The organism is Gemmata sp. SH-PL17 (genome assembly GCF_001610855.1).
Taxonomy (GTDB): domain Bacteria; phylum Planctomycetota; class Planctomycetia; order Gemmatales; family Gemmataceae; genus Gemmata; species Gemmata massiliana.
This window is the reverse complement of sequence record NZ_CP011271.1, coordinates 5,634,077-5,658,756: the sequence shown is the minus strand read 5'-3', so window position 1 is coordinate 5,658,756 and position 24,680 is coordinate 5,634,077. Positions and strand designations below refer to the sequence as shown.

Annotated in this window: 28 protein-coding genes; 15 read left to right on the top strand and 13 right to left on the bottom strand. The window is 66.2% G+C overall.

The window, feature by feature from the left end:
• Positions 1 to 82: 82 nt before the first annotated feature.
• A complete protein-coding gene (locus tag VT84_RS23320) occupies positions 83 to 733 on the top strand; it encodes a PEP-CTERM sorting domain-containing protein (RefSeq protein ID WP_082841168.1) in 651 nt (216 codons plus the stop codon).
• A gap of 39 nt (positions 734 to 772) precedes the next feature.
• On the opposite strand, the gene VT84_RS23315 is transcribed toward VT84_RS23320, so the two are convergent.
• Positions 773 to 1,111, bottom strand: coding sequence for a hypothetical protein (locus tag VT84_RS23315; protein WP_239465457.1), 339 nt, complete (start codon positions 1,109 to 1,111; stop codon positions 773 to 775).
• A 3-nt stretch (positions 1,112 to 1,114) separates the two neighbouring features.
• On the opposite strand from VT84_RS23315, the gene VT84_RS23310 reads away from it, so the two are divergent.
• Positions 1,115 to 2,401, top strand: coding sequence for an IS701 family transposase (locus VT84_RS23310; RefSeq protein ID WP_082838323.1), 1,287 nt, complete (start codon positions 1,115 to 1,117; stop codon positions 2,399 to 2,401).
• 9 nt (positions 2,402 to 2,410) lie between these two features.
• Here VT84_RS23310 and VT84_RS23305 read toward each other — a convergent pair whose 3' ends face one another.
• A complete protein-coding gene (locus VT84_RS23305; RefSeq protein WP_157469749.1) occupies positions 2,411 to 2,866 on the bottom strand; it encodes a hypothetical protein in 456 nt (151 codons plus the stop codon).
• Positions 2,867 to 3,224: 358 nt separating this feature from the next.
• On the opposite strand from VT84_RS23305, the gene VT84_RS23300 reads away from it, so the two are divergent.
• The 6 genes from VT84_RS23300 to VT84_RS23275 all read left to right on the top strand — a co-directional run bounded on the left by VT84_RS23300 (position 3,225) and on the right by VT84_RS23275 (position 7,166).
• Positions 3,225 to 3,485, top strand: coding sequence for a hypothetical protein (locus VT84_RS23300; protein WP_157469748.1), 261 nt, complete (start codon positions 3,225 to 3,227; stop codon positions 3,483 to 3,485).
• Between the two features lie 164 nt (positions 3,486 to 3,649).
• A complete protein-coding gene (locus tag VT84_RS40240) occupies positions 3,650 to 4,309 on the top strand; it encodes a PEP-CTERM sorting domain-containing protein (RefSeq protein ID WP_052552600.1) in 660 nt (219 codons plus the stop codon).
• A gap of 310 nt (positions 4,310 to 4,619) precedes the next feature.
• Positions 4,620 to 5,177, top strand: a complete 558-nt coding sequence (locus tag VT84_RS23290; RefSeq protein ID WP_052552598.1) for a hypothetical protein — start codon at positions 4,620 to 4,622, stop codon at positions 5,175 to 5,177.
• A gap of 42 nt (positions 5,178 to 5,219) precedes the next feature.
• Positions 5,220 to 5,750: a hypothetical protein gene (locus tag VT84_RS23285; RefSeq protein WP_052552597.1), complete on the top strand. Its 531-nt coding sequence runs from the start codon at positions 5,220 to 5,222 to the stop codon at positions 5,748 to 5,750.
• A 206-nt stretch (positions 5,751 to 5,956) separates the two neighbouring features.
• Positions 5,957 to 6,259 (top strand): hypothetical protein, encoded by a 303-nt coding sequence (locus VT84_RS23280; RefSeq protein WP_052552595.1) that lies wholly within the window; start codon positions 5,957 to 5,959, stop codon positions 6,257 to 6,259.
• Positions 6,260 to 6,380: 121 nt separating this feature from the next.
• Positions 6,381 to 7,166 (top strand): hypothetical protein, encoded by a 786-nt coding sequence (locus VT84_RS23275; protein WP_052552593.1) that lies wholly within the window; start codon positions 6,381 to 6,383, stop codon positions 7,164 to 7,166.
• 210 nt (positions 7,167 to 7,376) lie between these two features.
• Here VT84_RS23275 and VT84_RS23270 read toward each other — a convergent pair whose 3' ends face one another.
• Positions 7,377 to 10,202 (bottom strand): patatin-like phospholipase family protein, encoded by a 2,826-nt coding sequence (locus VT84_RS23270; RefSeq protein WP_052552591.1) that lies wholly within the window; start codon positions 10,200 to 10,202, stop codon positions 7,377 to 7,379.
• A gap of 417 nt (positions 10,203 to 10,619) precedes the next feature.
• Positions 10,620 to 11,687: a TlpA disulfide reductase family protein gene (locus tag VT84_RS23265; protein WP_052552589.1), complete on the bottom strand. Its 1,068-nt coding sequence runs from the start codon at positions 11,685 to 11,687 to the stop codon at positions 10,620 to 10,622.
• A 244-nt stretch (positions 11,688 to 11,931) separates the two neighbouring features.
• Between VT84_RS23265 and VT84_RS23260 the strand changes: the two genes are divergently transcribed.
• Entirely contained in the window at positions 11,932 to 12,495 is a 564-nt protein-coding gene (locus VT84_RS23260) for a TIGR02996 domain-containing protein (protein WP_052552587.1), read from the top strand.
• Positions 12,496 to 12,952: 457 nt separating this feature from the next.
• On the opposite strand, the gene VT84_RS41150 is transcribed toward VT84_RS23260, so the two are convergent.
• The 3 genes from VT84_RS41150 to VT84_RS41140 are packed head-to-tail and all read right to left on the bottom strand — an operon-like array spanning position 12,953 to position 15,004.
• Entirely contained in the window at positions 12,953 to 13,627 is a 675-nt protein-coding gene (locus VT84_RS41150) for a hypothetical protein (protein ID WP_239465456.1), read from the bottom strand.
• A 9-nt stretch (positions 13,628 to 13,636) separates the two neighbouring features.
• Positions 13,637 to 14,329 (bottom strand): hypothetical protein, encoded by a 693-nt coding sequence (locus tag VT84_RS41145; RefSeq protein ID WP_239465455.1) that lies wholly within the window; start codon positions 14,327 to 14,329, stop codon positions 13,637 to 13,639.
• 9 nt (positions 14,330 to 14,338) lie between these two features.
• Positions 14,339 to 15,004, bottom strand: a complete 666-nt coding sequence (locus VT84_RS41140) for a hypothetical protein (protein ID WP_239465454.1) — start codon at positions 15,002 to 15,004, stop codon at positions 14,339 to 14,341.
• Between the two features lie 193 nt (positions 15,005 to 15,197).
• Between VT84_RS41140 and VT84_RS23240 the strand changes: the two genes are divergently transcribed.
• Positions 15,198 to 16,007, top strand: coding sequence for a hypothetical protein (locus VT84_RS23240; protein ID WP_157469747.1), 810 nt, complete (start codon positions 15,198 to 15,200; stop codon positions 16,005 to 16,007).
• A 426-nt stretch (positions 16,008 to 16,433) separates the two neighbouring features.
• Here VT84_RS23240 and VT84_RS23235 read toward each other — a convergent pair whose 3' ends face one another.
• Together VT84_RS23235 and VT84_RS41135 are read right to left on the bottom strand one after the other, a co-directional pair.
• Positions 16,434 to 16,724 carry a hypothetical protein gene (locus tag VT84_RS23235; protein ID WP_157469746.1) on the bottom strand — a complete coding sequence of 97 codons (291 nt, stop codon included), beginning with the start codon at positions 16,722 to 16,724 and terminating at the stop codon, positions 16,434 to 16,436.
• A 150-nt stretch (positions 16,725 to 16,874) separates the two neighbouring features.
• Complete coding sequence (locus VT84_RS41135) at positions 16,875 to 17,636, bottom strand: hypothetical protein (RefSeq protein ID WP_052552580.1); 762 nt, start codon at positions 17,634 to 17,636, stop codon at positions 16,875 to 16,877.
• A gap of 160 nt (positions 17,637 to 17,796) precedes the next feature.
• Here VT84_RS41135 and VT84_RS23225 point away from each other — a divergent pair, with 160 nt between their 5' ends.
• Together VT84_RS23225 and VT84_RS23220 are read left to right on the top strand one after the other, a co-directional pair.
• Positions 17,797 to 18,189, top strand: a complete 393-nt coding sequence (locus VT84_RS23225; RefSeq protein ID WP_052552578.1) for a hypothetical protein — start codon at positions 17,797 to 17,799, stop codon at positions 18,187 to 18,189.
• 330 nt (positions 18,190 to 18,519) lie between these two features.
• Positions 18,520 to 18,993: a GyrI-like domain-containing protein gene (locus tag VT84_RS23220; RefSeq protein ID WP_082841165.1), complete on the top strand. Its 474-nt coding sequence runs from the start codon at positions 18,520 to 18,522 to the stop codon at positions 18,991 to 18,993.
• Between the two features lie 411 nt (positions 18,994 to 19,404).
• On the opposite strand, the gene VT84_RS41130 is transcribed toward VT84_RS23220, so the two are convergent.
• The 4 genes from VT84_RS41130 to VT84_RS23200 form a co-directional block, all read right to left on the bottom strand.
• Complete coding sequence (locus VT84_RS41130) at positions 19,405 to 20,097, bottom strand: hypothetical protein (protein ID WP_239465453.1); 693 nt, start codon at positions 20,095 to 20,097, stop codon at positions 19,405 to 19,407.
• A 97-nt stretch (positions 20,098 to 20,194) separates the two neighbouring features.
• Positions 20,195 to 20,575 (bottom strand): hypothetical protein, encoded by a 381-nt coding sequence (locus tag VT84_RS23210; RefSeq protein ID WP_052552572.1) that lies wholly within the window; start codon positions 20,573 to 20,575, stop codon positions 20,195 to 20,197.
• Positions 20,572 to 21,048 (bottom strand): hypothetical protein, encoded by a 477-nt coding sequence (locus VT84_RS23205; protein WP_157469745.1) that lies wholly within the window; start codon positions 21,046 to 21,048, stop codon positions 20,572 to 20,574. The genes VT84_RS23210 and VT84_RS23205 overlap by 4 nt, the downstream gene beginning before the upstream one ends.
• Before the next feature lie 230 nt (positions 21,049 to 21,278).
• Positions 21,279 to 21,920 carry a hypothetical protein gene (locus VT84_RS23200; protein ID WP_082841163.1) on the bottom strand — a complete coding sequence of 214 codons (642 nt, stop codon included), beginning with the start codon at positions 21,918 to 21,920 and terminating at the stop codon, positions 21,279 to 21,281.
• Between the two features lie 497 nt (positions 21,921 to 22,417).
• Between VT84_RS23200 and VT84_RS39715 the strand changes: the two genes are divergently transcribed.
• The 3 genes from VT84_RS39715 (at position 22,418) to VT84_RS23185 (ending at position 24,596) form a co-directional block, all read left to right on the top strand.
• Positions 22,418 to 22,744 carry a hypothetical protein gene (locus tag VT84_RS39715; protein WP_082841162.1) on the top strand — a complete coding sequence of 109 codons (327 nt, stop codon included), beginning with the start codon at positions 22,418 to 22,420 and terminating at the stop codon, positions 22,742 to 22,744.
• Entirely contained in the window at positions 22,702 to 23,040 is a 339-nt protein-coding gene (locus VT84_RS23190; protein WP_157469744.1) for a hypothetical protein, read from the top strand. Before VT84_RS39715 ends, VT84_RS23190 begins: the two co-directional genes overlap by 43 nt.
• A 359-nt stretch (positions 23,041 to 23,399) precedes the next feature.
• Complete coding sequence (locus VT84_RS23185) at positions 23,400 to 24,596, top strand: TlpA family protein disulfide reductase (protein ID WP_082841160.1); 1,197 nt, start codon at positions 23,400 to 23,402, stop codon at positions 24,594 to 24,596.
• The last annotated feature ends 84 nt before the right edge of the window (positions 24,597 to 24,680 follow it).

The window sequence follows — 24,680 nt, the reverse complement described above, 5'->3', positions numbered from 1 at the left end:
TTATGAAAGGGCTTGTGCCTTTCGCGGCGCATGCGTTACCTTCTCGCGCACGCCGACCGTGTCTACGCGAAGGACCGCTCCGATGCACCAGCTTTTACGTCCCGTGTTCGTTGCGACCGCCCTGGTGCTCTCCCCGCTGATCGCGTCCGCGGGGCCGATCAGTTGGAACTACACCGGGACCGTCACGGGCAACAAGTCGGGTACCTATGACTACGGCCCGACGGCGCGGCCCGACTCGACCTCACCCACCGGCCTCCGTTACGGGGAAGTCGTTGGGCAGGTGGGAACCGTCAACGGGTCCGGCGCGCACATCGACGCGGCCCGGCTCGAACTCGGGGGGCTGCTCGACGGCACGGTCTGGACGCAGTGGCACGATACCGGCAGGCGTATGGCGTCCGATGCGCTCTCGGACCAGGTTCTGGCCGACTTGACCATCACGGACGCCGCGTCCGGGGCGCAGGGGCACTTCTGGGTAACCGGGACCGGGGATCTCACCGGCGACCCGATGCTCTCCGCGTACCAGCTCAGCCTTCTGATCGACGGTAACGCCAACCAGGAACGGACCATCGGCGGGAACCGCTACCGCGTCCACTTCGACACCGAGGTGACCGCGTCCGGGGCGATGGTCGTGGCCGACGTCTCGGTCGCCTCCGCCACCCCCGAGCCGGGCACACTCGCGCTCGCCGCGCTCGGCTTCAGCGCGTTGGGAATCATCCGGCTGCGTCGGCGCTAAAATTGGTGCAGAGTGCTTCCACACGGTCCGTAATCGCCCTCATTCCTTTCCGAGCACTTGGTCTACGACCCAGCACCCGCGCACGTGTGGACCGTCACCGCGGCAGTGATCCAGCACATCGGCGCTGTCGCAGCCGGCGTCCTGGAGTGCGTCCCCCAGAATCGGCATCGCGCCGAAGTCGCGCGACTCGTACATCTGTGTCGCGAGGGTAAGAACGGTGTCGGTGCGCCACGAGGGTGAGAGCGTCACCGGGCGGAACGGGTTCCCGAAGATCTCGCGGAGCGCGTCGCAACCGCGCGGTGATTCCTCCGGGAAGTAGTCGTTAACACTACAGCGCGGGTTCGCGGCCGGTGAATAAGATGGGCCATCGGAGGGCATCCGATGACGGACCAGGAAATCGCAAGGTTAGGGCCGGCGTTCGCCCACTATCTGGGTCGGTATCGCGGCTGCTTCTTACAGAAGCGGACGGCCGACCACTTCGACAACTACGGTCGTGGTTTGCTCTCGGAGCTGCCGCGCAAGAGCGTCGAGCCGATCGCCCTGGCCTGTGGAACGGCGGTCCGCACCCTCCAGGAGTTCCTCACGACCGCCGACTGGCAACACGAGTCGGCGCGTGAGCAACTCCAACGGCGATGCGCCGAGGTGCTCGACGGGTTGCCCGGCGATGACCTGGGCACGGTCGGGGTGATCGACGAGACCAGTGCCGTGAAGAAGGGGGACCGGACGCCGGGCGTGCAACGACAGTACCTGGGGTGCGTCGGGAAGATCGACAACGGCATCGTGACCGTGCACGTGGGCGTCGCCAAGGGCACGTTCCAGGCCCTGTTGGACGCGGACCTGTACCTGCCCGAGTCGTGGAACGCGGATCGCCCGCGGTGCCAGGCGGCGGGCATCCCCGACGAGGTCCGCTATCGCCCCAAGTGGCGGATCGCCTACGAGCAGTTGGTGCGCCTGGATGCCCACGGGGTGCGGTTCGACTGGCTCGTGTTCGATGAAGGGTACGGGTCGAAGGTGCCGTTCTTGCGCGCCCTCGACGCCGTGGGCCAGCCGTTCGTGGGCGAAGTGCCCGTGAGCTTCTCGGTGACAACGGCCGCGCGCGACGAGCCGCGGCGCGCGGATTCGGTGCTGCGTGCCGACGACGCCCGGCGGGGCCGACGATTCCGGGTGTCGCGCAAGACCGTTGGCGACACCCGGTGGCGTGCGACGAGCCGGTTGATCGAGGTGCGTGGGTGCCGCTGGATGCTGGTGGTGGCGCAGAACGAATCGACGGCCGAGGTCAAGTACTTCGTCACCAACGCGACCGACGAACCGCTGGCGCGTGTGCTGCGGGTGGCGTTCCGGCGCGCGACGATCGAGCACCAGTTCCGGGTGGCCAAGAGCGAAGCGGGGATGACGCACTACGAGGGCCGGCAGTACGTCGGGTTGGTGCGGCATCTGATCTTGGGCCTGGTGGTGCTCGGGTTCGTGTCGATCCACACGGACCGGCTGCGGGGGGAAAAAACCGCAGGTGACGATGGAGCAGGTGTGCCGGGCGCTGAACGCCCGATGTGCGGTGACGTTCCGTCGGAGGCGCGGGACGCCGGAACTACTGCACGTCGGAGAGGTCATCCGCTACCACCAACGGCGGAACGAGCAGGCCACGAGAGCGCACAAAAAATGGCGACATAGATGCATCATCTAAACCCGCGCTGTAGTGTTAATTAACCTCGTGAGGGCCGGGAGCGTGGGCGCGAGTTCGGCCACAATTCGCTGCACCGCCGCCAGGGGGGACGGGGCGCGGAGCGCGGCCGGGTAGAACAGGTACTCCGCGTGGATCGCGGCGCCCGGGCCGTAGGGCGGACCCAATATGGTTTGATCCTCGGGCGTCGGGCACCCGTCCGCGAACCGCTCGCACCGCTCGATCCACTCCCGGTGCCCGGCCTCGTTCCCGTGGCCGGATGCGGCCCATAAGCGTCGCCCGATCCCGGCCAGCGCCAAGAGCATCTGGCGCTTGGACGTGCTGCGGGGCGCGGGCCGAGGAGCTTTAAGCCACCCGCGAACCCGTCCGAGCACTCCCGAAGCCGCGGGCGGAGCAACGAATACTTGGAGCGCAGCTCGGAACCGTCTGGTTTGCAGCCATTCCACTTCGGTCATCGGTCGCCCTCACTTCTTGCCGAACACGAGCCACACAACTCCGCATCCGCGATCGAGCACATCGGCACCGCACAGAGCGATCTGCGGTTCATGGAGGTTCCAGTTACATGCGGGGTGAGACTTTCGCGATCATACCAGCGATCAGGGAAGCGCTAAACACCTGGCGGCCCCATCCGCTTTCGTTGAGGGCGTCCGGCCGTTCCGCCGTAAGTCGCGGGCCGGGTCGGTGAGCGCTCTTGTGCCCTTCGGAGCGCATGCGTTACGTTTTTTCGCGCCGCCGGCCGTGCCCGCCGCTGGGCCACTCCGACCGCGCAGCGCGCGGCTCTGGGTTCCGGGCCGGCCGTTGAGACAAGCAACGTTGCGACTGTTTATCCAACTCTCCCTGCCGGACGCGGAGCCGTTGCCGCACCGGTTACCGAAGCACCTGATGAAAGAGGAGAAGGTCGCCCCCGTGAAGGTGGTCGGCACGTGGACCCCGAAGGAGCGCCCGGAACTCGGAACGGTCGAGTACACCAAGGGCGCCCGGGGTTGCGCGTTGCTCCACCCCGGGCTACACGCGGCCGCCCCGTTCGGGGCTCCCTTGGTGGTTTTGAGCCCCGGTAGGGGCGCAGGCCCGTAGCCCGGGGTGGAGCAACGCGCAACCCCGGGCGCGCCTTCGTTCACGGCACCCACCGACAAACGCCAATTCAACCGACGCGGCATAAATCGGGTTCTCTCATTTCTCTTGTTTCTTTTTTGCCGGTCCGTTACCCTTCGCCGCCCCAAGCCTCGTTCGGAGCTGCTATGAAGCGCGCACTGTTGTTTGCCAGCCTGATAGTCCTGACCGGCGCCGGTGCCGGAACCGCGACCGCCGGGCCGATCCAGTGGTCGTACTCCGCGGAGGTCGAATACTCACGCGACTACGGGAACGATTTCCTCCTGAACTGGACCAACCAGAGCGGGACCGTCACGTCCGGGGCCGGCGAGTACACCTCGCGCGACCTGTTCACGACGACCGCGTTCCCCGGCCCGCCGCGCGACGACAACGGGCAGATCGCGTACAACTTCACGGTCCGGCTGACGCTGAAGGACATCGCGTCGGGCCAGTCCGCGGTGCTCGCGTACAACGGGTGGTACGCGACGCAGTGGGACAAGAAGTGGACCGGCGAGGACGAGAACGGGAACCCGACCTGGGACTGGGACTGGATCCACGAGCAGTCGGAGTTCGGCAAGCCGACCAGTTGGGACTGGGTCACGCTCGGCGGGAACGTGTACACCCTGCGCGGCGAGGGCGGCGGAATGGGCACCACCCCGAACGGGGCGCTCGTGGTGTCCGCGTCGCCGAGCGCGACCCCGGAACCGACCACACTGGCACTCGCCGGCATCGGGCTGACCGCGCTGGGCGTCGCCCGGCGCGTGCGCGGCCGAAACACCGCGGCGCGCGTCGGCACCGCGACCGCGTGATTCCCGGTGCGTATTTGGTTGCCTGGTGCGATTGATTCCCAGGGTGCGCGTGCGCGACCCTGGGCTGTGTTATTAACGCCTTCGGGTTGCAGGCGCTCATTCCAGAGAGCAGCAACGGTGAGTGCGCCCTTGAAGGCAGAACAAATAGTTCAACCTTACTGCCCCGTAGCACGGTAGCCGACCGATCTCACTTCGGAACGACTTGCGTGCGCTCGCTCGTCACTCGGTCACGGACCGCACCCGTCGCTGGACAGACGCTTTCGCGGTCCGGGCCGACTGGATACAATCACCCCCATTTCAGGAGTGAGCGATGGCTCGCGTTATGCTTTCGTCGGAAGAGGTCGGCCCGGGTGTGCTCCCGCCCTGTTGTCTGGTGTGTGGGGCGAAGGCGGAGGGCGCCGCGCGCGCGTCGATGCGGTCGGTACCGGTGTGGTGCTACTTCCTCCTGTTCCTCGGGTTCTTGCCGTTCGCCATCGCCTACGTGCTCTCGCGCCAGGAGATAACCGTATCGGCCCCGGTCTGCTCCCGGCACCGCAGCCACTTCCTCTGGCGGCAGTGGCTGCTCCCGGCCGGCATTCTGGCGGCGCTCCTGACCCTCGTGTCCCCGGTGGTGATCCAACCGGACGCCCGGCCGTTCCCACCGACGTGGGCACTGATCGGGACCGTGGCACTGCTCGCGGGGACCGTTACCGCGGTGATCTGGCTGCGACAGACCGGCGTCCGTGTCGCCAGCATGAGCCGCGACGCGGTCGAACTCGACGGGGTGTCACCGGACTTCGTTTCCGCCTTGGAACTGGGGCGCGCCGACTACAAGCGGCGAATGCAGGAGTGGCTCGAGCGCCACGACCGCGCGCCGAGTTCGCGGTAAGCTCACCCGGCACCACGCACTCGTTCGCACCCAGGAGCAACGATGTTCCGGACCCCGGTTCTCGCCCTCACTGTATCGGCCCTGTGCCTCGGTTCCCCGGCGCGCGCCGACGACGCCGAAGACAAGGCCGTCATGTTCTACGGGGTGCTCCACCGAGAAGCGCCCCGGGACGAGCCCCCGCCCGATAAACCGGTCACCACCCTCGACCTGAGCCGAATTCAAGTAACGGACGCGAACCTCAGGGAGCTGGTTGTACTAAAAGACCTCACCGTACTAAAACTGTCCAGCACGGCGGTAACAGACGCGGGACTCAAGAACCTAGCCGCGCTCAAGGGCCTCACATCACTCGACCTGAGCGACACGGTGGTAACGGGTACGGGGCTCAAGGATCTTGCCGCGCTCAAAAGCCTGACCACACTCACCTTGGGCGGCGAAAAGATAACGGACACAGGGATCAAACACCTCACCGCGCTCAAGAACCTCAAAGAACTCAGTCTGGCCGGCACCAAGGTAACGGCCGCGGGACTCAAGGAGCTCCAAGCGGCGCTCCCGAAGTGCAAAATCGTGCAGTGACGCGCGTCCGGGACAACATCACCGACAGGGCGTCTGTGTAACCAATTCTTGTACCCCGAACGGGTTCGATTCCTCAGCCCAGGGTCGCGGCGCAGACGCGCACCCTGGGAACAAACCGCGACCCCGCCGGCCCTTGTGCGATTGACGCCCCCGCCCCCTGTGGCTATGCCCGCACGCGACGACGCACTTCGCGAGGGGGCGGGCCGATGATCGAACTGTTGGTGGCCGTAGCAATCGCGGTCGGCGGACCGGCAGTAACGGACGTCGAGCCGCCGACCGACGCGCAGGTTCTCGCCGCGCTCCCGTTCGCCGTCCGTAACGACATCGCGATGGCGAAGGAACTGCTCTCGACCCGGATCACCACCGCGACCGTCGACGGCCAAACCACGGTCCGGTTCGTGCGCCGCTGGGAGTGCGCCGTGTCGTACACCGCCGGACCCGGGGAAAACGGCGCGCCGCCGGCCCGGTTCCGACACGTCACCACGGTCGAGACCGTCACCCGCAAGTGACTCCGGTCCGGGGCCGCCGACCTCTCCCGGCGCCCCACTCGGCCCCTCGCGCGAACCCTTCGGTCCCACCCACCGTAATTGAGACAGTCCCGCGAACGAACCCGACAGAGGGGCACGTCTCATGCGCGCGTTCATCGGCCCGCGGCACGGTCCACTTATCCTGGTCGCGCTACTGGCCCCGGTCCCCGGTGCTCGGGGCGACGATCTCCCGGCGCCGAAGAAGCCCGCGGAAGAGTGCGTCGTCGGGGCGCTCCAGTTCAAGAGCCGCGCCGGGGCCTTCACGGGAACTGACGTCGGGCAACCGGGCCTCGCGCGCAAGTACATCTCCGGCAACCCCAATTCGACCGAGCGCGCCGTCTGGGGGTTCGACGCGCTCCCGCAAAGCGTGACGGCGCCCGCGGGCGACACCGTACCGGCCAAGCTCACGTGCTCCATCTTCTACATGAAGAAGTCCCCACCGGGCGCGCGAGTCACGGTCCGCGTGGTCAGTCACACGTGCCCCCAAGTGCCGGATCAACTGCGCGCCGAGTGGCAGTGGGCCGGCGACAAGGCCGACGCGCAGAAGGAGCAGTACGACAAAGCGGTGGCCGCGTACAAGGACAAGAAGCTCGACCCGGGCGCCGAGAAGCCCGACGCGGCGAGTTGGAAGGCGGCCAACGAACTGGCCGAAAAGTACGGCTACTACGAGGTCACGGTACCCAAAGTGTTCGACGACGCGGAAGCCACCGTCGACCTCCCGGCCGGCCTGTTCCGCAACGCGCTGAAGCACAAGCCCGAGGCCCACGCCGACGGCACGCCCAAGCGCCCGCTCGTGTCGGTTTACGTGAAGTGCGAAACGCCCGGCGTGCTCATCGGCATGACCGACGCGGACCTGTACTTGCACCTGCCGAAGCCCGTGCCGAAGTAGCTCGACCAACAGCGCGGGCGCCCCGCCATTTGGCGAACCCCGCCCGCAAGGGCGGTGGGTGGCGGCCACCACCGACGCGCGCCCGCGCGGGCGCCCCTGCGAACGAGCAGCGGCCCGCACCCCGGGACGACCCGCGCCCGCGAACAACCGGGCGCTTCTCAGAAGCCCGACGCGCGCTCGTGTCGCCCGCCCCACCGCTCGCGCGGGGGCTCAGGCGCCCCGGGCGCGCCACCACTCTTCCAGGGCCTCGAGTTGCGAGCGGAAATCGCGCTCCGTGACCGCGTTCAAAATCACGTTCCGCTCGCCCTCGGTGAGTGCGAAATTCAGCGCCACGTCGTCGCCCTGCTGGAGCTCGAACGACACGGTCGTGAAGAACTCCGGGTCGTCGGCCCCGGCGCCCGCCCGGAAGTGCGAGTTCAGCAGGTGGAGCAAGTTGTCGTTCCGGAAGGCGTGCGCGGCCTGCCGGAAGCTCCACAACCCGGTCGGCGGGCTCGTGAGCCAGTGGCTCCCGGCGGCCACCGCCGACGGGAAGGCGTCGAACACGCGCTCCCGGCGCCGGAACCCCCCGCTCACCCCGTCCCGGATCTGGATGACGACCACCCCGGAGGTGTGTTCCCGGACCCAGTCCATGTGGTTGAACAGCCACGAGGCGGCGATCCCGACCCCGTAGTTGTCGTAGTACCCGGCGTCGACCACCCGGCGCGGCGGGTTCGTGGGCAGGTACGCGGCGGGCAGGACGTAGGGGAACGACGCGCTCATCCGGGCCGCCGTAGCGAGCCGGAAGTTGTCGGCCCTCGGGAACACCTTGAAGAACTCGAGGCCCTCGCGCGAGAGGAGGCGCCGGCGGTCCCCCGGGTGCTCCGGGTTCAACTCCTCCGAGCTGGGGCCGTTCTCGCCCAGAATGAACGCCCGGTTGCGCACGACCGGGCTCAGGTCCAGGTTGCTGATAAATAACTGGCGCCCGTCCTCGACGAGCATCGGGGAGAAGATGAGCGACGGGCGCCACCCGGCGGCCTCGCCCGGGCGCAGATCGGCGAACGTCTGGTCCAGTTGGCCGTGGAGCGCGAGCTGCCACTCCCTCTCGAGCCGGACGCCCCGGTCGGTGCGGCCCAGGTGGAGCGGGGTGAGCAGCGAGAGCAGGTCGCGGCTCACCAGGGTGTGAACGATCGGCGTGAGGAAGTCCGCACACACGCCGTCGAACAGTTGCTCGTGCGTGAGCGGATCGCCCCCCGAGAACCGGCCCGGGGCGGCCGGGTCGGGGCGCACGAACGGGCGGTTCCGGTTCACGTGCCCCCGTACCACCGACGACTCGGTCGGTTCCGCGAGGCTCGCGACGTATTGCGCCGCGGCGATCATCCCGCCGGACGCCCCGGTCATCAAGCGGACGTGGTGGGGGAACAGGACCGGGGGCTTGCCCCCACCGGGGGTGGCGAAGTGGCTCTCGATCTCGAGCAGAACCTTCATCGTCCACGCGGCGGCCCGTGACCCGCCGCCGCTGACGCACACGATTGCCATCGGCGGCTTCGCCCGGCCCGCGGGCGCGACCAGCGGGTTCGGGTAGCGCACGCGCTTGTCGGGGCTGTTGAGTAGCACGGGCGGGCCGGCGTCGGCGCGCGTCTCGTTGGTTCCCGTGGCGGGTTCCGCGCGGCCCATCGCCTCCGCACGCGATGAGGCGGGGGGACCGGCGTCGGCGCGCGTCTCGTTGGCTTCCTCTACCGCGCGCTGCTCGTAGAGTGCGCTCAGTGGGACGGGGGTCCGGTAGTAGTCCCCGAGGTTCGGGAACTTCAACTTGTAACCCCGCCCCGCGGTGAGGACGAGACCGAGCACCAAAAGGAAGATGAAGTCGGCCGGGATCGGGCAGAAATAATTGAGGAGCGTACTGACGAGCAGGAGAAGGTTCAGCAGCAAGATGATGCCGACCGCGGGCGAGAAGAACGACAGCCTTCGGGGGAGCAGCATCAGGACCACCGACACCAGTGCAATAGCGCAGAAGTTGATGACGAACGCCCCGTAGATGGGGTGGTAAGGGATCAGGTCCGGCTGACCGTACCGTTCGAGAGCCATTTCTTTTTTCGTTCGGAGATCCTCGGCCTTTTGAGCCGCGTGTTCGCGCTGGTCCGGGGCCGGCTGCCAAGTCGGGTCCGATTTGCGCTTCGCGTCGATGCGCCTGTTTTTCATGAACCGCGCGAAGTAGTCGACGGCGGTGCGCCGGGCCTGCATGTCCCCCCATCCGGCCCCAGTGGTGAGCGAGAGCCCGATCCGTTCCGCGGGCGGCGGCGCGGGCTCCGGTTGCGCTTCGGGCGCACCCGCGCCGGCGTTACGCTCGCGCCCGAGCCTCTCCGCGTGCGCCTCCGCGGAGGGACTTACAAGGGCGTGTGTGAGCCCGGACAGAATCAGGGCGCCGCACAAGATCCCCCCGAGCATCGCGGGCCAGGATCGCGGGATCACCCTCGGATCGATCCCGCGGGGGTACTCGCGCGGCGCGGGCTGAAACGGCACCCACCCTATGCGCCGCCAGTAGGCCGCCGCCCCGGTGCGGTAAAGGAACCCGATTGTCGCCACCGCCGCGCCCGCGACGGCCAGCCCCGCACCCACCGCCAGGGCGTACCGCCACATGGTCGACCACGCGAGCGGGTCGTACCGGAACCGGCCCAGCACGCCCGCGAAATCGTGTACCGGCGCGTCCTCGTATGGGGGCCGGATCTCACAGAACGGGGGGCGGTCCCGTGTGAAGTTGCTCGCGAGTTCTTCAAACAGGTACCCCGCCTGGAGCACCTGCCAGATCAGTGCCCCGACGCCCATGCCGACGAGGAACTGGGCCGGGCGATTGGGCCGTGTACCGAGCGTCGGATCGGCGCCCCCCGCGGTCGGTTGGGGCTCGCGCGGGCGCCAGAACAGGAGCGGGAGCCCCAACCCGGCACCGAACCGCGTGCACAGCACCAAACCGAGGAAAATCAGGATCCCGGGCCGAACCAAAGAGACACAGAACCCGTTGATAAAAACGTCCAGAACCCACTCGCGAAACAGTGTTTCCATCTGCCCTTACCTCCGGCGAAATGGGGAACCGGGGTCGCTCGGTAAACGGAGGCGGGCGCGTGTGCGCCCGAATCGGATTTACAAAGTGACGGCCGTAAGCCTGAAAAGGTATTGACTGTATAATTGCGTTCGTTGCGACCGATTGCAATATTATTGTTGATATTTTAACGATATGGGCCAAATTGATTGTGTATGAATATTTGTTCACAATGACAGGCCGCCGGATCTCAGCAGGGCGCGGCGCGCCGGGCCGCGCACGTTTCGTCCGAACGCGGTACGCCCCTGCGGTCTGCTGGGTTCGATTGATTGGGATCGCGCTTCCGGTGCCTCGGGGGGCTCACACCGGCTCGTTTCGATTGGTGTCTGTAGCCGGCCCCCGTGCGCCCGGCTGGTGCCGCTCGTGTGAGTGGTTCTCGCCTACTTGCCCAACAGCTTCTTGAGCGCGTCCTCGTACCCCTTGCGCTCCGCGTCGCCGGCGGCGGCGATCGCCTTCTGCCCGTACTCGGTCGCTTTGGCCGTGTCGCCCGCGAAGGCGTGGGCCTCGGCGACGTGGAACAGGGCCGCGGGGGAGCGGGCGCCCTCGATCTTCAGTTCCGCCTCGGCCGCCTTTAGCGCGAGGTCCGCGTGCTTCTTGTCCGGGTTCACGAACGACGTGGACCACATGAGCTGCACGCCGTTGAGGAGCACCGTGTTCGGCGGCTCGGCCGCGGACCGGATCAGTGCTTCGCTGAGTTCCCGGGCCGCGTCGAACTCCTTGCCCATGAGCAGGAGCTGGAGCTTCTTGAGCCGGTAGTAGTAGCCGGCGGTTAATTTCGGGAACTCGGACGCGAACGCATCGAACTCCTTGAGGGCCGCGGCCGGGTCGGTCTGGGCCTTCTTCATGATCCCGGCGAACCGGCCGAAATCCTTGCGTATCTGGTCGATGTCGGCTTGGCCGCGCCAGGTGCCGGCCAGCACCTTCGGGAGCACCAGGTCCAGTTCCATCGAGTGCCCGATGAACTCGATCTTCCCCGTGGGGCCGACCACGAACGCCGACGGGATGCCCTGGAGCCCGGCCGCGGTCATGTAGGCGTCGTAGGTGGTGCGGTCGGCGCAGAACGCGAACGTGTAGCCGTACCGCTTGCCCTTTTTGTCCACGAACGCTTCGACCGCCGCGGCCGAGTTGTTCTCGTCCTTCGCGGTGACGCCGATCACGGTCAGCCCCTTGTCCTTGTACTCGGTCTGAAGAGCGGCCAGTTGCGGCATCACTCCCATGCACGGGCCGCACCACGTGGCCCAGAACTCCACCACGAATACCTTGCCCGGCTCGAACCGCTTCACCTCGGTCCCGTTCAGCCACTTGGTGACCCGGAGCGGCGGCGCGGCGTCCCCGACCTTGAGCGTTGGGGCCTTCTCCGCGGGCTTTTCGGGCGGCTCCCCGCGTGCGGCGTTGGGTGGCAGAAGTGCGCACGCGAGCGCAACAATCGGACTGAACGGAACGCGCACGGCGGTGCCCTCATCGGATCATGGGATTGGGTTGCGCGCGAACGGACCGGCGCGCCCCCGAGTATAGCACCTCGCGCCGTGGAGTGTGTGCTGTAAGCACAGCGGGCGGTTGAGCGGTTGAGCTTCGCAACGATGCCATCGTTGTTCCGACCGACGGTTGAGGGTATACTGCCGGATCATGTTAACCAGATCCAACCCCCGTGAAGCGCGGGTTCGCGAAAACTATGATCCCGCGCGAGTGGCGATGACGGACGACAACCGGGCTTTCATTGCGTCGATTGCCGCTGCCCCGGACGACCCGCTTCCGCCGCTGGTATACGCGGACTGGATGGACGACCGCGGCGACCCGCGTGGCCCGCTCCTGCGGGTGTGGGCCGATCTCGCGTGGCGGGCCTCCCATGCCGGGAGCGGGTTCCGCGCCCTGCTCGCCGAGTACCGCCGGCTGTGGCACGCGGCCGATCCCGACTGGCGGTCCGCGTTCGGGGCCGCCCGCCCGTGGGTGAGCGCCCAACTCGCAGAGGAGCTGTGCCGCGGTTACTTCCGGTACGTTAAACAGCCTTTCATTCGCGGCGAGGTTATCCCCGGTCAGGCGAACTGGTTCACGGAACCGGGTGAGCCAGACTCGCGCGGGTGGTTGGTGCGGTACTGGGCCGATTACCGGAGTTTCGGTGATCGCCGACCGCAGAGGCTCCGGTGGATGCTGTTCGTGCAGGCGGACCTGGGCTGGGTATACACGATCGCCGCGCGTGGCCCGAGATTCGAGTTGCAGCAGTTCGACGTGATCGCGGGGGAAGGGCGGGCCTTCTGAGTGTTGCGGATCGTGCCAGCAGCCCCTGCTTGTTCCCAGGGTGCGCGTCTGCGCCGCGACCCTGGGCTGGGGAATCTAACCCCGTTCGGGGTACCGGCATTGGCGGCACACATCACCGGTGCGTGGTTCGGTTTTCTACCCCCGGTTACCTTTCCTCCGCGCCCTCTCGTGCTCTCTGCGGTGAAACCAGTTTAAGCGGCTAACATCTACTAACATTCTGGGACCACAGCGGCCCGCACCCTCACTTCGCCCGGGAAAACTGCTGTTTCTCTCCAGCGCCGGCTAACATTCGCGACACGAACCGCCCGCCCCTCACGAACGCAATCGCGTTTCTGTTCGGCCCGCGCGCACCGCTCCCTCGCGGCATTATACGCGAATAGAGATTGCGATATCAAGATCAGTAGTGGAAATAAATACAAATGTAAATATCGAATCCGTCGCTCGCGAATCGATCGCCTCACTCCTTGCCCAACACCAGATCCACGACCCAGCACCCGCGCACGTGCGGCCCGGGACCACGGCAGTGGCTCAGCACATCGGCGCGGTCGCAGCCCGCGTCCTGGAGCGCGTCGCCCAGGATCGGCATCGCGCTGAAGTCGCGCGACTCGTACATCTGCGCCGCCAGTGCCACAACCGCGGAGGTGCGCCATTCGGGGGAGAAGGTGACGGGACGAAACGGGTTCCCGAAGATGTCGCGTAGGAAATGCAATTGTTCGGCGACAACGTGCTCGCGCACGCCCTCGTCGGGTGGCTCCCCGAGGCGCCCGGCGCAACTTGCACACTCCGCTGCTACGTCTTCGGCAAACCGAATGGGGTTCGCGGGACTGAAATACTTTATCATGCCGTCCCACCCCTCCAGATCCAATAGGTGGCCAACTTCCGCTCGAAGGACTTGATTCCGGGCGCCATCATTGTCCGCCGCGTCGATAAGCGATTCCATAACATCCAAGACGTTCCCGCACGCTGTCGCCCACTCCTCAAAGGAGTGGATGAACTCATCCGAGCCGTACCCCAAAACCTGCCGGGCGCAGCCGAAGCTGAACAAGATCTTCTTTCGGGAGAGCACCGTGCCCGGAACACAGGGGAACATCGGGGCCAAGCTCTTCGACGTCAACCACTGGGCTTCGGTCATCGGTCGCCCTCACTTCTTCCTGAGCACGAGGTCCGCGACCCAGCACCCGCGCACGTGCGGTCCGGGACCGCGACAGTGATCGAGCATATCGGCGCGGTCGCAGCCCGCGTCCTGGAGCGCGTCGGCGAGAATCGGCATCGCGCTGAAGTCACGCGCCTTGTACATCTGGGACGCAAGCGCGACCGCGGTCGAGGTGCGCCACGAGGGGGAGAAGATGATCGGTTCAAATGAGTTGCCGAAGATGTCGCGCACGAACTCGGTCTGGACGGCATCTTCCCGCGATTTTTGGGCTCGTTCTTTGGCCGTCGGGCGCTGGCCCTTGTCCTCCAGCACACCGGCCGCCACCCACGCGGCGTTCGACGCCGCACCGATCGCGCAGACCAGCGCTGGGAGAAGTTGCCCGTATGTGTAATCGAGCCCGACGGCGCACTCCACGGCGCCGACTGCCGTGAACCTGTTACTACCGACGACGTTGCGATGAAGTCGCGCCACACTCAAGAGGTCGGTGAGTGGTACTTCGCCGTCGGCGTACTGTTCGTTCATTTTCAGCGCGGTGCGCGATTCGGCGAGGCGAAGGTGGGGAAGGATCCGGTAGCAACAGGCGCAGGCAAACAATCGCAGTTTGCGCTTGCTCGTGGCGCGTTCGAGTGAGTTCAGCATCGGGATCGGATCACCGCACGTTAGCCATTCTTCTTCGATCATCAGTCGCCCTCACTCCTTGCCCAACACCATGTCGACCACCCAGCACCCGCGGACGTGCGGTCCGGGACCGCGGCAGTGATCCAGCGCATCGGCATTGTCGCACCCGGCGTCTTGGAGCGCGTCCGCCAGGATCGGCATCGCGCCGAACTCGCGCGATTCGTACATCTGGGACGCGAGCGTGACGGCAGTCGAGGTGCGCCATGAAGGGAAGAACGTGACGGGGCGGAACGGGTTGCCGACGATGTCACGGAGAAGGTCACAGAAGAGAAGGTACGGCTCCGCATCGACATCGAGGAGTAGCTCAAGCGCCTCACGAGCTAGCGAGACGGCGACGGCATCGTCCCCACCTAGCACGCAGTGAGCGACGCTGAGGCAGCGGTACGCGGCTGCGCCCATGCGGTAGGGGTCTGCATCGGACGGCTCCCATGCCTCAGCACACTCGATTGCGCTGCCAAGCACGCGCTCGGCCCATTCGACCGCGGCCCGTTCACGGGTGCCCTCGCCCTCCATCAGCTCCTCATTCTGACGGCAGCACGCCACGATCCACAAGCCCACCTGCTTGGAACTAAATCTGGCTCGGGCGCGCGGGGGCAACTGCTGGTCGTTCGCCCTTGTCCGTTGGACGTCGAGGAGCAAGTAGGGATCATCACTCTCCAGCCATTCCGCTTCGGTCATTGGTCGCCCCCCTGGAACTGCTCCCAGCATGACCGTTTCGGCGCCCGTTCGCAAGTTCCTGTGCCCTTCGGTGGTTGCGTCGGGTGCGTGTTCGTGTATGTTGTGGGTGCCCATCGCGTTTGACCCGGCGCTCTACGACAGGCTGATGTTGCGTCAGCCGAGCATACTGCACCACACTCGCGCGAGGAACGGAATGCGGCGCCTGCGCCTCGATGCCCTTCAGCTTCACTCGGACCGATTACACCTGTGCGGCCAACTCTTCGACGGGATCGCTTACGAGGTTCGAGCCGATCGCGTGGTTGCGAACTTTCGGGTCACCGGAGGGGTGCGGAAAGGGCCGGCCGAAGCTTGGGCCGCCCGGAGGCCCCGCGTCCTGTTTCAATCGCTCGCGTTCCCGTCCGGGGAAGAGGCACCTGAACCGACAGAACACGCCACCCTGAACGGCACCCCTTTTCACGGGGTGTCCTACTCATTCGATCCGGCGACCGGCTCGCTCCTACAAGAGCTGGACCTCCACCCGACGCGGCCCGGACCGAGCCGAGAATGGTTCCCGTCCGGGCGGCCGAAAGCCGAGATCGATCGCGCGCGGCCCGACGGGACGACGGAGTCCGAAGCGTGGTACGAAAACGGGCAGCGGGAGACATACGAGTCACTCGACTTGGATGCCGGCTACACGCCGGACGGTCGCCTCAGAACGCTCCGCGTTGAGTGCGACTGTGCGGACGGGGATCTCGATCGTTTGTCTTTTAGCGCCGATTCGGTCTTGGACTTGGCCGGCCCCGGGGTGACCGATGCCGTGGTCGAGCGCCTCGCCGGTTTGTCGCACGTCGAAGACCTCGAGCTCCGGAGAACAAACGTCTCCGCGACGGGACTAATGCGGTTTTCTGCCTGTTTGGGGCTCACCCGGTTCCGGGTCAGACGAAACGCGCAGTTCGGGGAAGTCGATGTCCGGAACGTGCTCGCCCGCCTACCGAACTGTCAGTGGGACGGACGCCTCAACTGACACGCTGCAGGTTGTCATTGATTAATATGATTATTTGGTAAATATTGCGTTCCCTTTACTCCCACGTTCCTTCGGTCTGCGCCGCTTGCGTCGGGGGTGGGTTCGTGTATGTTGTGTGTTGTTCCCGTGGTTGTGTTTAGCTCGTCGCTCTGCGACAGGATGATGTTGCGTCGTCCGAGCACATTCCGCCACACCCCGCGCGGGGACCGCTGTTCCAGCACCGCTACCCGCGGGGCCTGCAATTCTTACTGCAGGCGCTGGGGCGACCCCGACGCCCGTGGTCACCTGCAATAAGAATTGCAGGCCCCGCGGGCGTTGCCGTGAGCGTTCCGCGCCCCAGGTCGGATAGTAGACAACACGGGACGCGCACGGGCCAGGGAGCAATCCCTGGCCCGTGACATTTTGGGCAACAGCCGCACAGCCGAATTACTTCTTGATTCCCTTCTGAAGCTTACTGCGGAGCTGAATCAGTTTCTTTAACTCGACCCGGTATTCACCAAGAAGGGTCGAATCTAAGCCGGATTTTTCGAGATACTCGATGGTCTCTTCGGCGTCCTTAATCAGGTACTCGGTAATCTCGAGCAACTCCCGCTGCGCGTCCGACGGTCTCGGGTTCCCCGGCTCGAAAGGAATGAGCTTCGGGACGGTGAATCGCGGCAGGGCCACATCCGTGGGCACCGCCGAAGCAATGGCGAACGACAATAGCACTGCAACCATGACGACCCCCATCGTTTTGGGACCATTAGACCGGCCCCGGATTCGTTACCCGGCTTTCGTTTCCCGCGGCCGGGCACCAGTTGGTTCGCGCCGATGAGGGCCGCTTGTTCGCGGAACTCGCTCCAGAGTAGCAACGCTACTGTTGGGATGCTACTCCTTGCCGAGCACGAGGTCCACGACCCAGCACCCGCGCACGTGCGGCCCCGGTCCGCGGCAGTGACCGAGGACGTCGGCGCTGTCGCACCCCGCGTCTTGCAGCGCGTCGCCCAGGATCGGCATCGCGCCGAAATCCCGCGACTCGTACATCTGGGACGCCAGCGCGACCGCAGTGGAGGTGCGCCACGACGGATCAATCGCAATCGGTTGGTAGCGTACAAAAGTGCCTCTGTCGCTCGTGCATTCCGGGGCGTCTACGACCCGGCGAAACGGGTTCCCGATGACGTCCCGAATAATGTGGCAATGGCTCTTCGCTGATTCCTCGGCCGGGCGCCCGCTGAAGGCGTCCGCGCGTGCGGCGCAGTACGACGCGAAGTCCGCGGCCCCCTGCTCGGCCCAGCACGCGGTCGGACCGGTGAGGAAGTCTATTTGATTGCCTACGAACCGCGCCGCGAAATACGCCTCGTGCTCGACCGTGTCCGTGCCGTAGGCGTGTTCCTGTACCACCGTCGAAATGCCGCCCCGTGCCCAAAGCGGTTGGGGATCAGCTAACCCGTCCACGTAGTGCTCGCACAATTCGACCGTCGCCCGGCTCAACTCGTCCGGCATCAGGTGCCAGATCCGCCTACAGAAGGCGCACGCGAGCAGTCGCAACTTCCGCTCACTCACTTCGGTGTGTTCCCACCGGTTGAGCTTGTTGAGGTACCACAGCATCGGGTCCGGATCAACACACGCGAGCCATTCCGCTTCGGTCATCGGGCGCCCTCCGGACCGCGATTGTACCAGCACTTCGGGCGCCCGGGTGATCCGGCTCCGCGCGGCCCGGCGCGAATGGGCGTCGCCCCCCGTACCGGTTCCTACAATCGCCCCAGGGCCGTCCGCGGCGAACGGCTCTTACCACTTCTCGGAGGTTCTCATGAAGGCAATTCTCTCGGTGGCAATGGTGCTCGGGCTCTGTGGTGCGGCGGGCGCGCGGGACGAGAAGGCGAACCCGGTCGGGACGTGGCAGTGCGAGTACGAGATCGGCGGGATGAAGCGCACGTCCACCCTGACCATCAAGAAGGACGGGGACAAGCTGACGGGCACGATGGACTGGGCGGACCAGAAGGGGGAAAAGCTCAAGGACGTGAAACTGAAGGACGGTGTGCTCACGTTCTCCGCCGTGCGGAAGTTCATGGATAACGAGATCGCCCTCGATTACAAACTGACGATCGAGAAGGAGAAGTTCAAGGGGAAAGCGGCGGCGGAGATCGGGGGCGAGAAGCAGGAGTTCGACATCGAGGGGAAGCGGGAGAAGAAGGACAAGTAGTGCCGCAGACGGTTACTGTTTTCACGCGACGGATCGCGACGGCGTGAGTCCCGGTACCACTTGGGCGGTCCGGCCGCGCCGTCGGTTCCCCTCTGCTCACTTCGTTCGGTCGCGAGAGCGCCGGCCCTCGGGACGTTCCGGTCAGCCTATCGCGGGAATCCGTTCAAAAAGCCCGGATCAGGCCGCGTTGAATTGATGCGTTTGGTTCATGGTTTGGTGGCACAGGCCTCTGGCCTGTGGAGGCGCTCACACAGGCCAGAGGCCTGTGCCACAAACACAAAACGCAAGTTTTCAACAGCAAGATGATGGCCGAAATTTCAGAGGTGTGGCATGGAACACGTCGTCCGGCTCGAACAGGTCAGTAGCAAATCGCTTGCGGTCGTTCGGCGCCGTGCGGCCGCTTGGGAACTCTCCAAAATCGTTCCGGACGCCTGCGGGATCGTGTGGAACGTCGGCCGCTCGCAACGGGTCGCGGGAGCCGGCCGGCACGTCGCGGTGTACCTGGACGATCAGATCAACCTGGAGGTCGGCGTCGAGGTCAGTGCCCCGTTCGCGGGGCACGGTGAGGTTATCGGCTCGGCCACGCCCCCGGGCCTCACGGCCACGACCACCCATTACGGACCGTACCACCGGCTCCACGAGGCGCACGGGGCGATTCGGCAATGGTGCGGGAGCAACGGGTACCGACCGGCCGGCCCGAGCTGGGAGATTTACGGGCACTGGAAGGACGAATGGAACAATGACCCCGCGCAAATTGTCACTAACGTCTTCTACCTGCTTGTTGCGGACGGGAGTTCGAGCTAAGAGATCCCGGGGTTGAAACCCCGGGCTATTCCCGGTGACCCCTTCGGGGTCCGAAAAACAGCGAATGGGGTTTGCGCCTCAACGGGGCCAATGCCTTTGTGACCCCGAATGGGGTCACCGGGAATAGCCCGGGGTTTCAACCCCGGGCTGCTCGAGCACCGAATTCGCCCGGCGGTGCCGTGAGCGCTCCGCGCCCCAGGTCGGGAAGTAGACACCACGGGAATACCGCGGGCCGGGGAGCGATCCCCGGCCCGTGTCGTTTCACGGGTGCCTGGAGGTTCGCCCGGGGTTGCGCGTTGCTCCACCCCGGGCTACTGGCCCGCGCCCCTACCGGGGCTGAAAACCACCAACGGAGCCCCGACCGGGGCGCCCGCGTGTAGCCCGTGTTGCGCGTTGCTACACCCCGGCCCGCTACCCCTTCCTCATTATCAAATCTACGACCCAGCACCCGCGCACGTGCGGCCCTTCACCGCGGCAGTGGTCGAGGACGGTATCGTTGTCGCACCCGGCGTCCTGGAGCGCGTCCGCGAGAATCGGCATCCGGTCGAACGCGCGCTCCTCGTAGATCCCGTGCGCGAGCGCCATCACGGTGGAGGTGCGCCAGTCGGGGGCGCACGGCACCGGGCGGAACGGGTTGCCGAACACGTCGCGCAGGAGGTCCGCTTGCCGGGCCGCTTCGTGGTCCAGCTGCGCCTCGGACGGGAACGCGAACTTCGGCGCGCGCGTTTCAGGGTCGAGCGTCGCGGCGGCGCGGCACGCGGACCGGAGCCCGTTCGTAATGATGCGCGGATAGTCCCGGCGCAGGTACGAGCACGTGGCGCCCAGGGCGGCGTTCACCTGAAGGGGCTCCCGGTCGGGGTTCTCGCTGGCGTGAGAGATCAGCGCGGAGTACACCCGGTCCCAGTCGCTCTCGGTGCCCGCGCCGTCCGCGAAGCGCTCCGCGAGTTTGACCGCGGGGCGCGTGAGGCGCTCCGAGAGCAGGTGCCAGATCCGGCGACAGCACGCGCACGTGAAGAGCCGCAACTTGCGCTCGCTGATGTTGCGCCAGATGACCTTGAACATCGGGACCGGGTCCGTGTCCGCGAGCCATTCCGCTTCGGTCATTGTTGGCCCCGTGAGCCATTTCCCGACAGGATACTCGGCGCGGGGCCGCGTTGGAACGGGATTCGCGCCGGTGGGTTCGCGCGGCGCGGGCGCTTCGTCAAAGTGTGTAAACGTGCCGGTAGACGACCCGGTCTTTCAGTTTACCGTCGGCACTGAAATAGAGCTCGATGCGGATCTCCGCGTTGCTCACGAGGCTGTTGTTCGGTACGGTCCCCGTTAGCCCGATCTTGGAATTATTGGTCGCGTCGAATATGTCTCCCGGCTGGACGGCGTGGCGCGCGAACCACGCTTCGGCGTCCGCCCGGGAGCTGCCGTTCGGGAGCCGCTCGTTCAGATCCGCTTCCAGCCGCTCCACGCGCACGCCGTTGAACGGCCGGTCGCCGAACGCGATCAGGCACGCGGAGCACCCGAGCACCGCGAGGCCCAGGACCGCCGCGGCGGTGAGGGCCTTGTGCGGCCGGTTCGTGGGTTCGGTCATCGGGCACTCCCGGCGCGCGTGGTCGTTGTGGAGCGGACCAACGGTCCGGGTTGGGCACCTTCGGAACGTGTGCCGCTGCTGTCGCGGACCACCTTTCCGATGGCCGTGAGGTACCCGAACCCGAGCAGCAGATAGATGTGGGTGCGGTCGGTAAAGTCTGTCCGGGTCGTGTAAGAGACGGGATCGCTCGCGAATCGCGCGTTTGTCGATTCCGCAACGCGAATCATTCGGTGCCGGTCGCTCTGAACGATCTCGAACTCGTAGGTGCGGTTGTTCGCGCCCGTTCCGTGCCCCTCGAAGCGCGCGTCCGCGAGCGGAGCGAGTCGCAGCTCGCGCAGTTTGAACTCGCTCCGCAAGTGCGCGTCCAGTTCTCGAAGTGAGAGCGGTCGGTGGGTGCTGGTGGCACGCAGCCACTCGCACGCACCGACCACGAGTGCCAGTGCGAGCGCGGGCAAGAGCAGCTTGAGCAACACGGGGCGTCCTCGGGCGGAATCGCGCCACCATGATACCCGATTGAGCCGCGCGGTGCTTGTAACCACGAAAAAGGGTCCGGCCGCGCGTTCGTTAACACGCGCGGTTCGCCCGCGGCCTCTCGGCGATCGGTCGGTGTGAGCCGGCCGGTGAAAACGGTATGTGACGTACTCGAGTAACAACCGCCCCGGACGCGCCTTGAGATCGGCGGCTTCCGGGGCTCGTTGGAACATTAACGTTGTTCGCTTCCCGTCAGGCGCAAGCGGCGGCGCAGGGCGAATAACCCGCCGGCCCCGAGCAGCCCGAGCGTGACCGACGCCGGTTCGGGAGCGGCCACCGGGGGCGGGCCGGCGACTTCTCCCTGCACCCGGAACAGGGCATCGCTAATGCCCCCGAACGGGGACGCGAAGTTCAAGTTCGGCTGGTTGTTGTACGCTTTCCCACCGCCGTAGTCGCCGGGGAGGGTGACGGCGATGTTCGTTCCGATCGCGGCGCTCGTGTACACGAAGTACTGGGTCTGTGCCTGGAGCGTCACGCCCGAGTCGAATGCGTACACCCCGGCGGCCGTCGCGGTGCCCGTCGCCAGGAACCCGGGGGTGGAGGTGCTCAAATCGATCGCGCGCCCGAGGTACTCCTGGTCGAGCAGGTACAGCGTGCCCGAGGCGACCGGCGTCGTCGCCCCGCCCGAAGCAAAGAAGTTGAACGTGATGTGGTCCCAGGGGCCGCCGGTCGCGGTGGTGAACGACTGCCCGACGGCGAAAGTGGAGACCGTGTGCCCGGTCGACGGGCCGGTGTACTCGGTGATCGTGAAGCCGGCGGTGGCCGGACCTGCGCACAGGGCGGCGGTAATAAGGGCGAGAGCAATACGGAGCATGTTGGTACTCAAAGGCGCGGGCGGCGGACGGTGGCGGCCCCTGGATCGCCCGATAATCCAGTAGCCGGGTACAGGTTCAACGGCGCGAGTGCGTGCGCGCCCCGGCCCGCGGCTCACTCGGTTCGAGTGAGCCGCAGTGGTTCACGGACCGGGGCGGGCGCCTTCACGTCACGGGGGAGTGCGTTCGCGTTCGGCCGGCGGCCGGTGTGTGCGGGGGTGCGTTTGTTTCACGCATCTGGTACGTAAGACCGGGTCGAAACCTAAACCCTGTTTTCGAGAAAATCTTTTCGGGCAGCACGGCAACGTGGTCGAAGCGGCCGCGCCACGCGATCCGATCGCGAACGGGCCTCGATACTCATCGGTCCTTCGTGATTGATGTTTTTTAGTGTGTCATGGGATGGGAAATTGAATCGCGTGCTGAAATAAATTTCGCCCGTGCCCCGTAGGAGGTTCGATCAAAGGGACCACTTCACCCGTTCGGTAACCGAGGACACCTCATGCCCGCGCCCACTCTCGCACTGGCACAAGAAGCTTGCGAATTCGCCCGGTCGTGTTGCGAGCTGAAATCCGACAACAAGATGAACCCCGGTATGTCGAAGGAGAAAGAGGGGCGCCCCTCGGTGAACCGGCTCGAGCGCCGGAGGGAGGCGTATAAAGCGATTACCCAGTTGCGCAAGGAGTACCCGACCCGAAACGGCGACCTCGACCTCCTCCACGCCCGCGCCCAAGCCGCGGCCGACGCCGGGCCGGGAACTGTTTCGAGCTGTCCGCGATCGCCTTCATGCGCCTGGCATCGAAGGACGTTTTACCCTTGGAAATGGTGAGCGTAAAAGATCCCGGGGACCACGTGTTCGTCGTCATGGGGCTGGCGCGGCCGCTCGGCGAAGTGGACCGCGACATGACCACCTGGGGGCGCGGTGTGTTCGTATGCGATCCGTGGGCAAACATTTACACGCGCGCCTACCTCTACGATAATTGGTGGCGGGTACAAATGACCAAGTGGGCCGGGAACAACAAACAGGTGGCGTACAACGGGAAGTTTGACAAACCAACTTCGGAGGTTTGGTTCACTTCGATCAACCAGGGCAAAAAGTTTGTCGATTACTGCTTGGACGACTGAACGCCGAAGGCGTTTGGTACATCGGAGGGCAGCACCGGCCGTTCGCCAATCTTTGGGACCGCGTGTTCATGAGCGCGTGGGCGCCCGTGCCCATTCACTTCCACACGAAACGGCCACCGGGGGACGCACTACATACATCTTCGGAAACGTAACATTCTGGGCCGTGCCAACGCCGGTGAGCGCGCTCGCGACGCGCTTGTCGGTGCTCCCACCTGATCCGAGGCCGCAGTGCCCACCGACTCGTCCGCCAGCGAAACGGCGCCGCACGGCTGCGCCGAGTGCATCGGCTTCGTTCACGCCCGCCAACGCCGGGCGCACAACGCCGTTTGTCTAGCGCCCGCCCCTTAACGGAGCACGATATGAGCCGAACAGCACTGGTCGCGGCGGCCCTCATGTACGCGGCCGCCGCCCGCGGCGACGAGCCACTTACCATCGGCAGCCCGGCGCCCAAGTTCGAGCCGGCGGCGTTCGTCCGCGGCGAGCCGGTCAAGGGACTGGCCAAAGGGACGGTGTACGTGGTGGAGTTCTCGGGCACGCAGTGCGCGCCGTGTCTCAAGTGCATCCCCGATCTGACCGCGGTCCAGAAGAAATACAAGGACGTCGTACTCGTCAGCGTGTACTCGGGCGAACCCGAGGACGCGGTTCGCGCGTATGTCGCGAAGCACGGTGACAAGATCGGGTATCGCGTCGCGACCGACCCGACGGGGGCCGTCGATAAGGCGTGGACCGAGGCGGCCCTCCGCGTGGGCATCCCGGACGTGTTTGTCGTCGGTGCCGACGGGCGGATCGCGTGGATCGGGCGCCCGTGGGACATGGCCGGGCCGCTGGCCCAGATCATCGCCGGCACGTTCGACCCGCAGCGCGACGCCGTCCGCCTTAAACTCGAACAGCGGGCCGAACAGCAGGCGCGCCGCGTGCGGGCGCGCGAGGAGAAGGCGCTGGAGGCGTACAACCGCATCAACACCCAGATCATTGCGGGGAAGCCGGCCGACGCGCTGGCCGCGACCGAGGCCGCACTTAAGGAGTACGCCGATGCCCCCGAGGGCGTTGACCGGTTCCGCACGACGCAACTGTACCTCTGGGTGCGCCTGCCCGGTAAGAAGGCCGCGGCGCACGAACGGGCCGCGGAACTCGCGGTCGCGGCGAAGCTGAGCCTGGACGTGCGCCGCTGCTACCGGCTCGCCGGCGACCTGCTCAACGCCGCCGACCTGGAGCCCCCGGCCGGTCGCGACCTCGTGCTGATCGACCTCGTCATCGCCCTCCTCGAAGACGCGAACGACTTCCTGGAGCGCTACACCCACACGCGGACCAAACAGTACGTTTCGGAAGCCCGCATCAACCTTTACTGGTGGCTGGCCCGCGCCCGCCATCTACGGGGGGACCACGACGCGGCCGTTCGCCGTGCGGAAGAGGCGGTCGAGTTACTGAAGGCCGCGGAGCCGGACCCGCGGCGCGACCCCAGCGACGCCAAGAGCGAGCACGCGGCGCGGCTCAAGAGGTTCACCGCGGACGTCGAGACGTACAAGAAGGCGGCCGAGGTGCCGAAAGGGAAATAGGCGCGGCCGCGCGTACTTGTTTCGCGCGTCGAACTATGTCGCGCCTCGGTAACCGGTAAGCCGCCTCCTCCGAACTTGTGGTTA

Excerpts from the sequence above, each read along its gene's own strand:
- VT84_RS23320 (WP_082841168.1), top strand. The coding sequence starts at position 83 with ATGCACCAGCTTTTACGTCCCGTGTTCGTTGCGACCGCCCTGGTGCTC.
- VT84_RS23315 (WP_239465457.1), bottom strand. The coding sequence starts at position 1,111 with ATGCCCTCCGATGGCCCATCTTATTCACCGGCCGCGAACCCGCGCTGT.
- VT84_RS23310 (WP_082838323.1), top strand. The coding sequence starts at position 1,115 with ATGACGGACCAGGAAATCGCAAGGTTAGGGCCGGCGTTCGCCCACTAT.
- VT84_RS23305 (WP_157469749.1), bottom strand. The coding sequence starts at position 2,866 with ATGACCGAAGTGGAATGGCTGCAAACCAGACGGTTCCGAGCTGCGCTC.
- VT84_RS40240 (WP_052552600.1), top strand. The coding sequence starts at position 3,650 with ATGAAGCGCGCACTGTTGTTTGCCAGCCTGATAGTCCTGACCGGCGCC.
- VT84_RS23290 (WP_052552598.1), top strand. The coding sequence starts at position 4,620 with ATGGCTCGCGTTATGCTTTCGTCGGAAGAGGTCGGCCCGGGTGTGCTC.
- VT84_RS23285 (WP_052552597.1), top strand. The coding sequence starts at position 5,220 with ATGTTCCGGACCCCGGTTCTCGCCCTCACTGTATCGGCCCTGTGCCTC.
- VT84_RS23280 (WP_052552595.1), top strand. The coding sequence starts at position 5,957 with ATGATCGAACTGTTGGTGGCCGTAGCAATCGCGGTCGGCGGACCGGCA.
- VT84_RS23275 (WP_052552593.1), top strand. The coding sequence starts at position 6,381 with ATGCGCGCGTTCATCGGCCCGCGGCACGGTCCACTTATCCTGGTCGCG.
- VT84_RS23270 (WP_052552591.1), bottom strand. The coding sequence starts at position 10,202 with ATGGAAACACTGTTTCGCGAGTGGGTTCTGGACGTTTTTATCAACGGG.
- VT84_RS23260 (WP_052552587.1), top strand. The coding sequence starts at position 11,932 with ATGACGGACGACAACCGGGCTTTCATTGCGTCGATTGCCGCTGCCCCG.
- VT84_RS41150 (WP_239465456.1), bottom strand. The coding sequence starts at position 13,627 with ATGACCGAAGCCCAGTGGTTGACGTCGAAGAGCTTGGCCCCGATGTTC.
- VT84_RS41145 (WP_239465455.1), bottom strand. The coding sequence starts at position 14,329 with ATGATCGAAGAAGAATGGCTAACGTGCGGTGATCCGATCCCGATGCTG.
- VT84_RS41140 (WP_239465454.1), bottom strand. The coding sequence starts at position 15,004 with ATGACCGAAGCGGAATGGCTGGAGAGTGATGATCCCTACTTGCTCCTC.
- VT84_RS23240 (WP_157469747.1), top strand. The coding sequence starts at position 15,198 with ATGCGGCGCCTGCGCCTCGATGCCCTTCAGCTTCACTCGGACCGATTA.
- VT84_RS23235 (WP_157469746.1), bottom strand. The coding sequence starts at position 16,724 with ATGGTTGCAGTGCTATTGTCGTTCGCCATTGCTTCGGCGGTGCCCACG.
- VT84_RS41135 (WP_052552580.1), bottom strand. The coding sequence starts at position 17,636 with ATGACCGAAGCGGAATGGCTCGCGTGTGTTGATCCGGACCCGATGCTG.
- VT84_RS23225 (WP_052552578.1), top strand. The coding sequence starts at position 17,797 with ATGAAGGCAATTCTCTCGGTGGCAATGGTGCTCGGGCTCTGTGGTGCG.
- VT84_RS23220 (WP_082841165.1), top strand. The coding sequence starts at position 18,520 with ATGGAACACGTCGTCCGGCTCGAACAGGTCAGTAGCAAATCGCTTGCG.
- VT84_RS41130 (WP_239465453.1), bottom strand. The coding sequence starts at position 20,097 with ATGACCGAAGCGGAATGGCTCGCGGACACGGACCCGGTCCCGATGTTC.
- VT84_RS23210 (WP_052552572.1), bottom strand. The coding sequence starts at position 20,575 with ATGACCGAACCCACGAACCGGCCGCACAAGGCCCTCACCGCCGCGGCG.
- VT84_RS23200 (WP_082841163.1), bottom strand. The coding sequence starts at position 21,920 with ATGCTCCGTATTGCTCTCGCCCTTATTACCGCCGCCCTGTGCGCAGGT.
- VT84_RS39715 (WP_082841162.1), top strand. The coding sequence starts at position 22,418 with ATGCCCGCGCCCACTCTCGCACTGGCACAAGAAGCTTGCGAATTCGCC.
- VT84_RS23190 (WP_157469744.1), top strand. The coding sequence starts at position 22,702 with ATGCGCCTGGCATCGAAGGACGTTTTACCCTTGGAAATGGTGAGCGTA.
- VT84_RS23185 (WP_082841160.1), top strand. The coding sequence starts at position 23,400 with ATGAGCCGAACAGCACTGGTCGCGGCGGCCCTCATGTACGCGGCCGCC.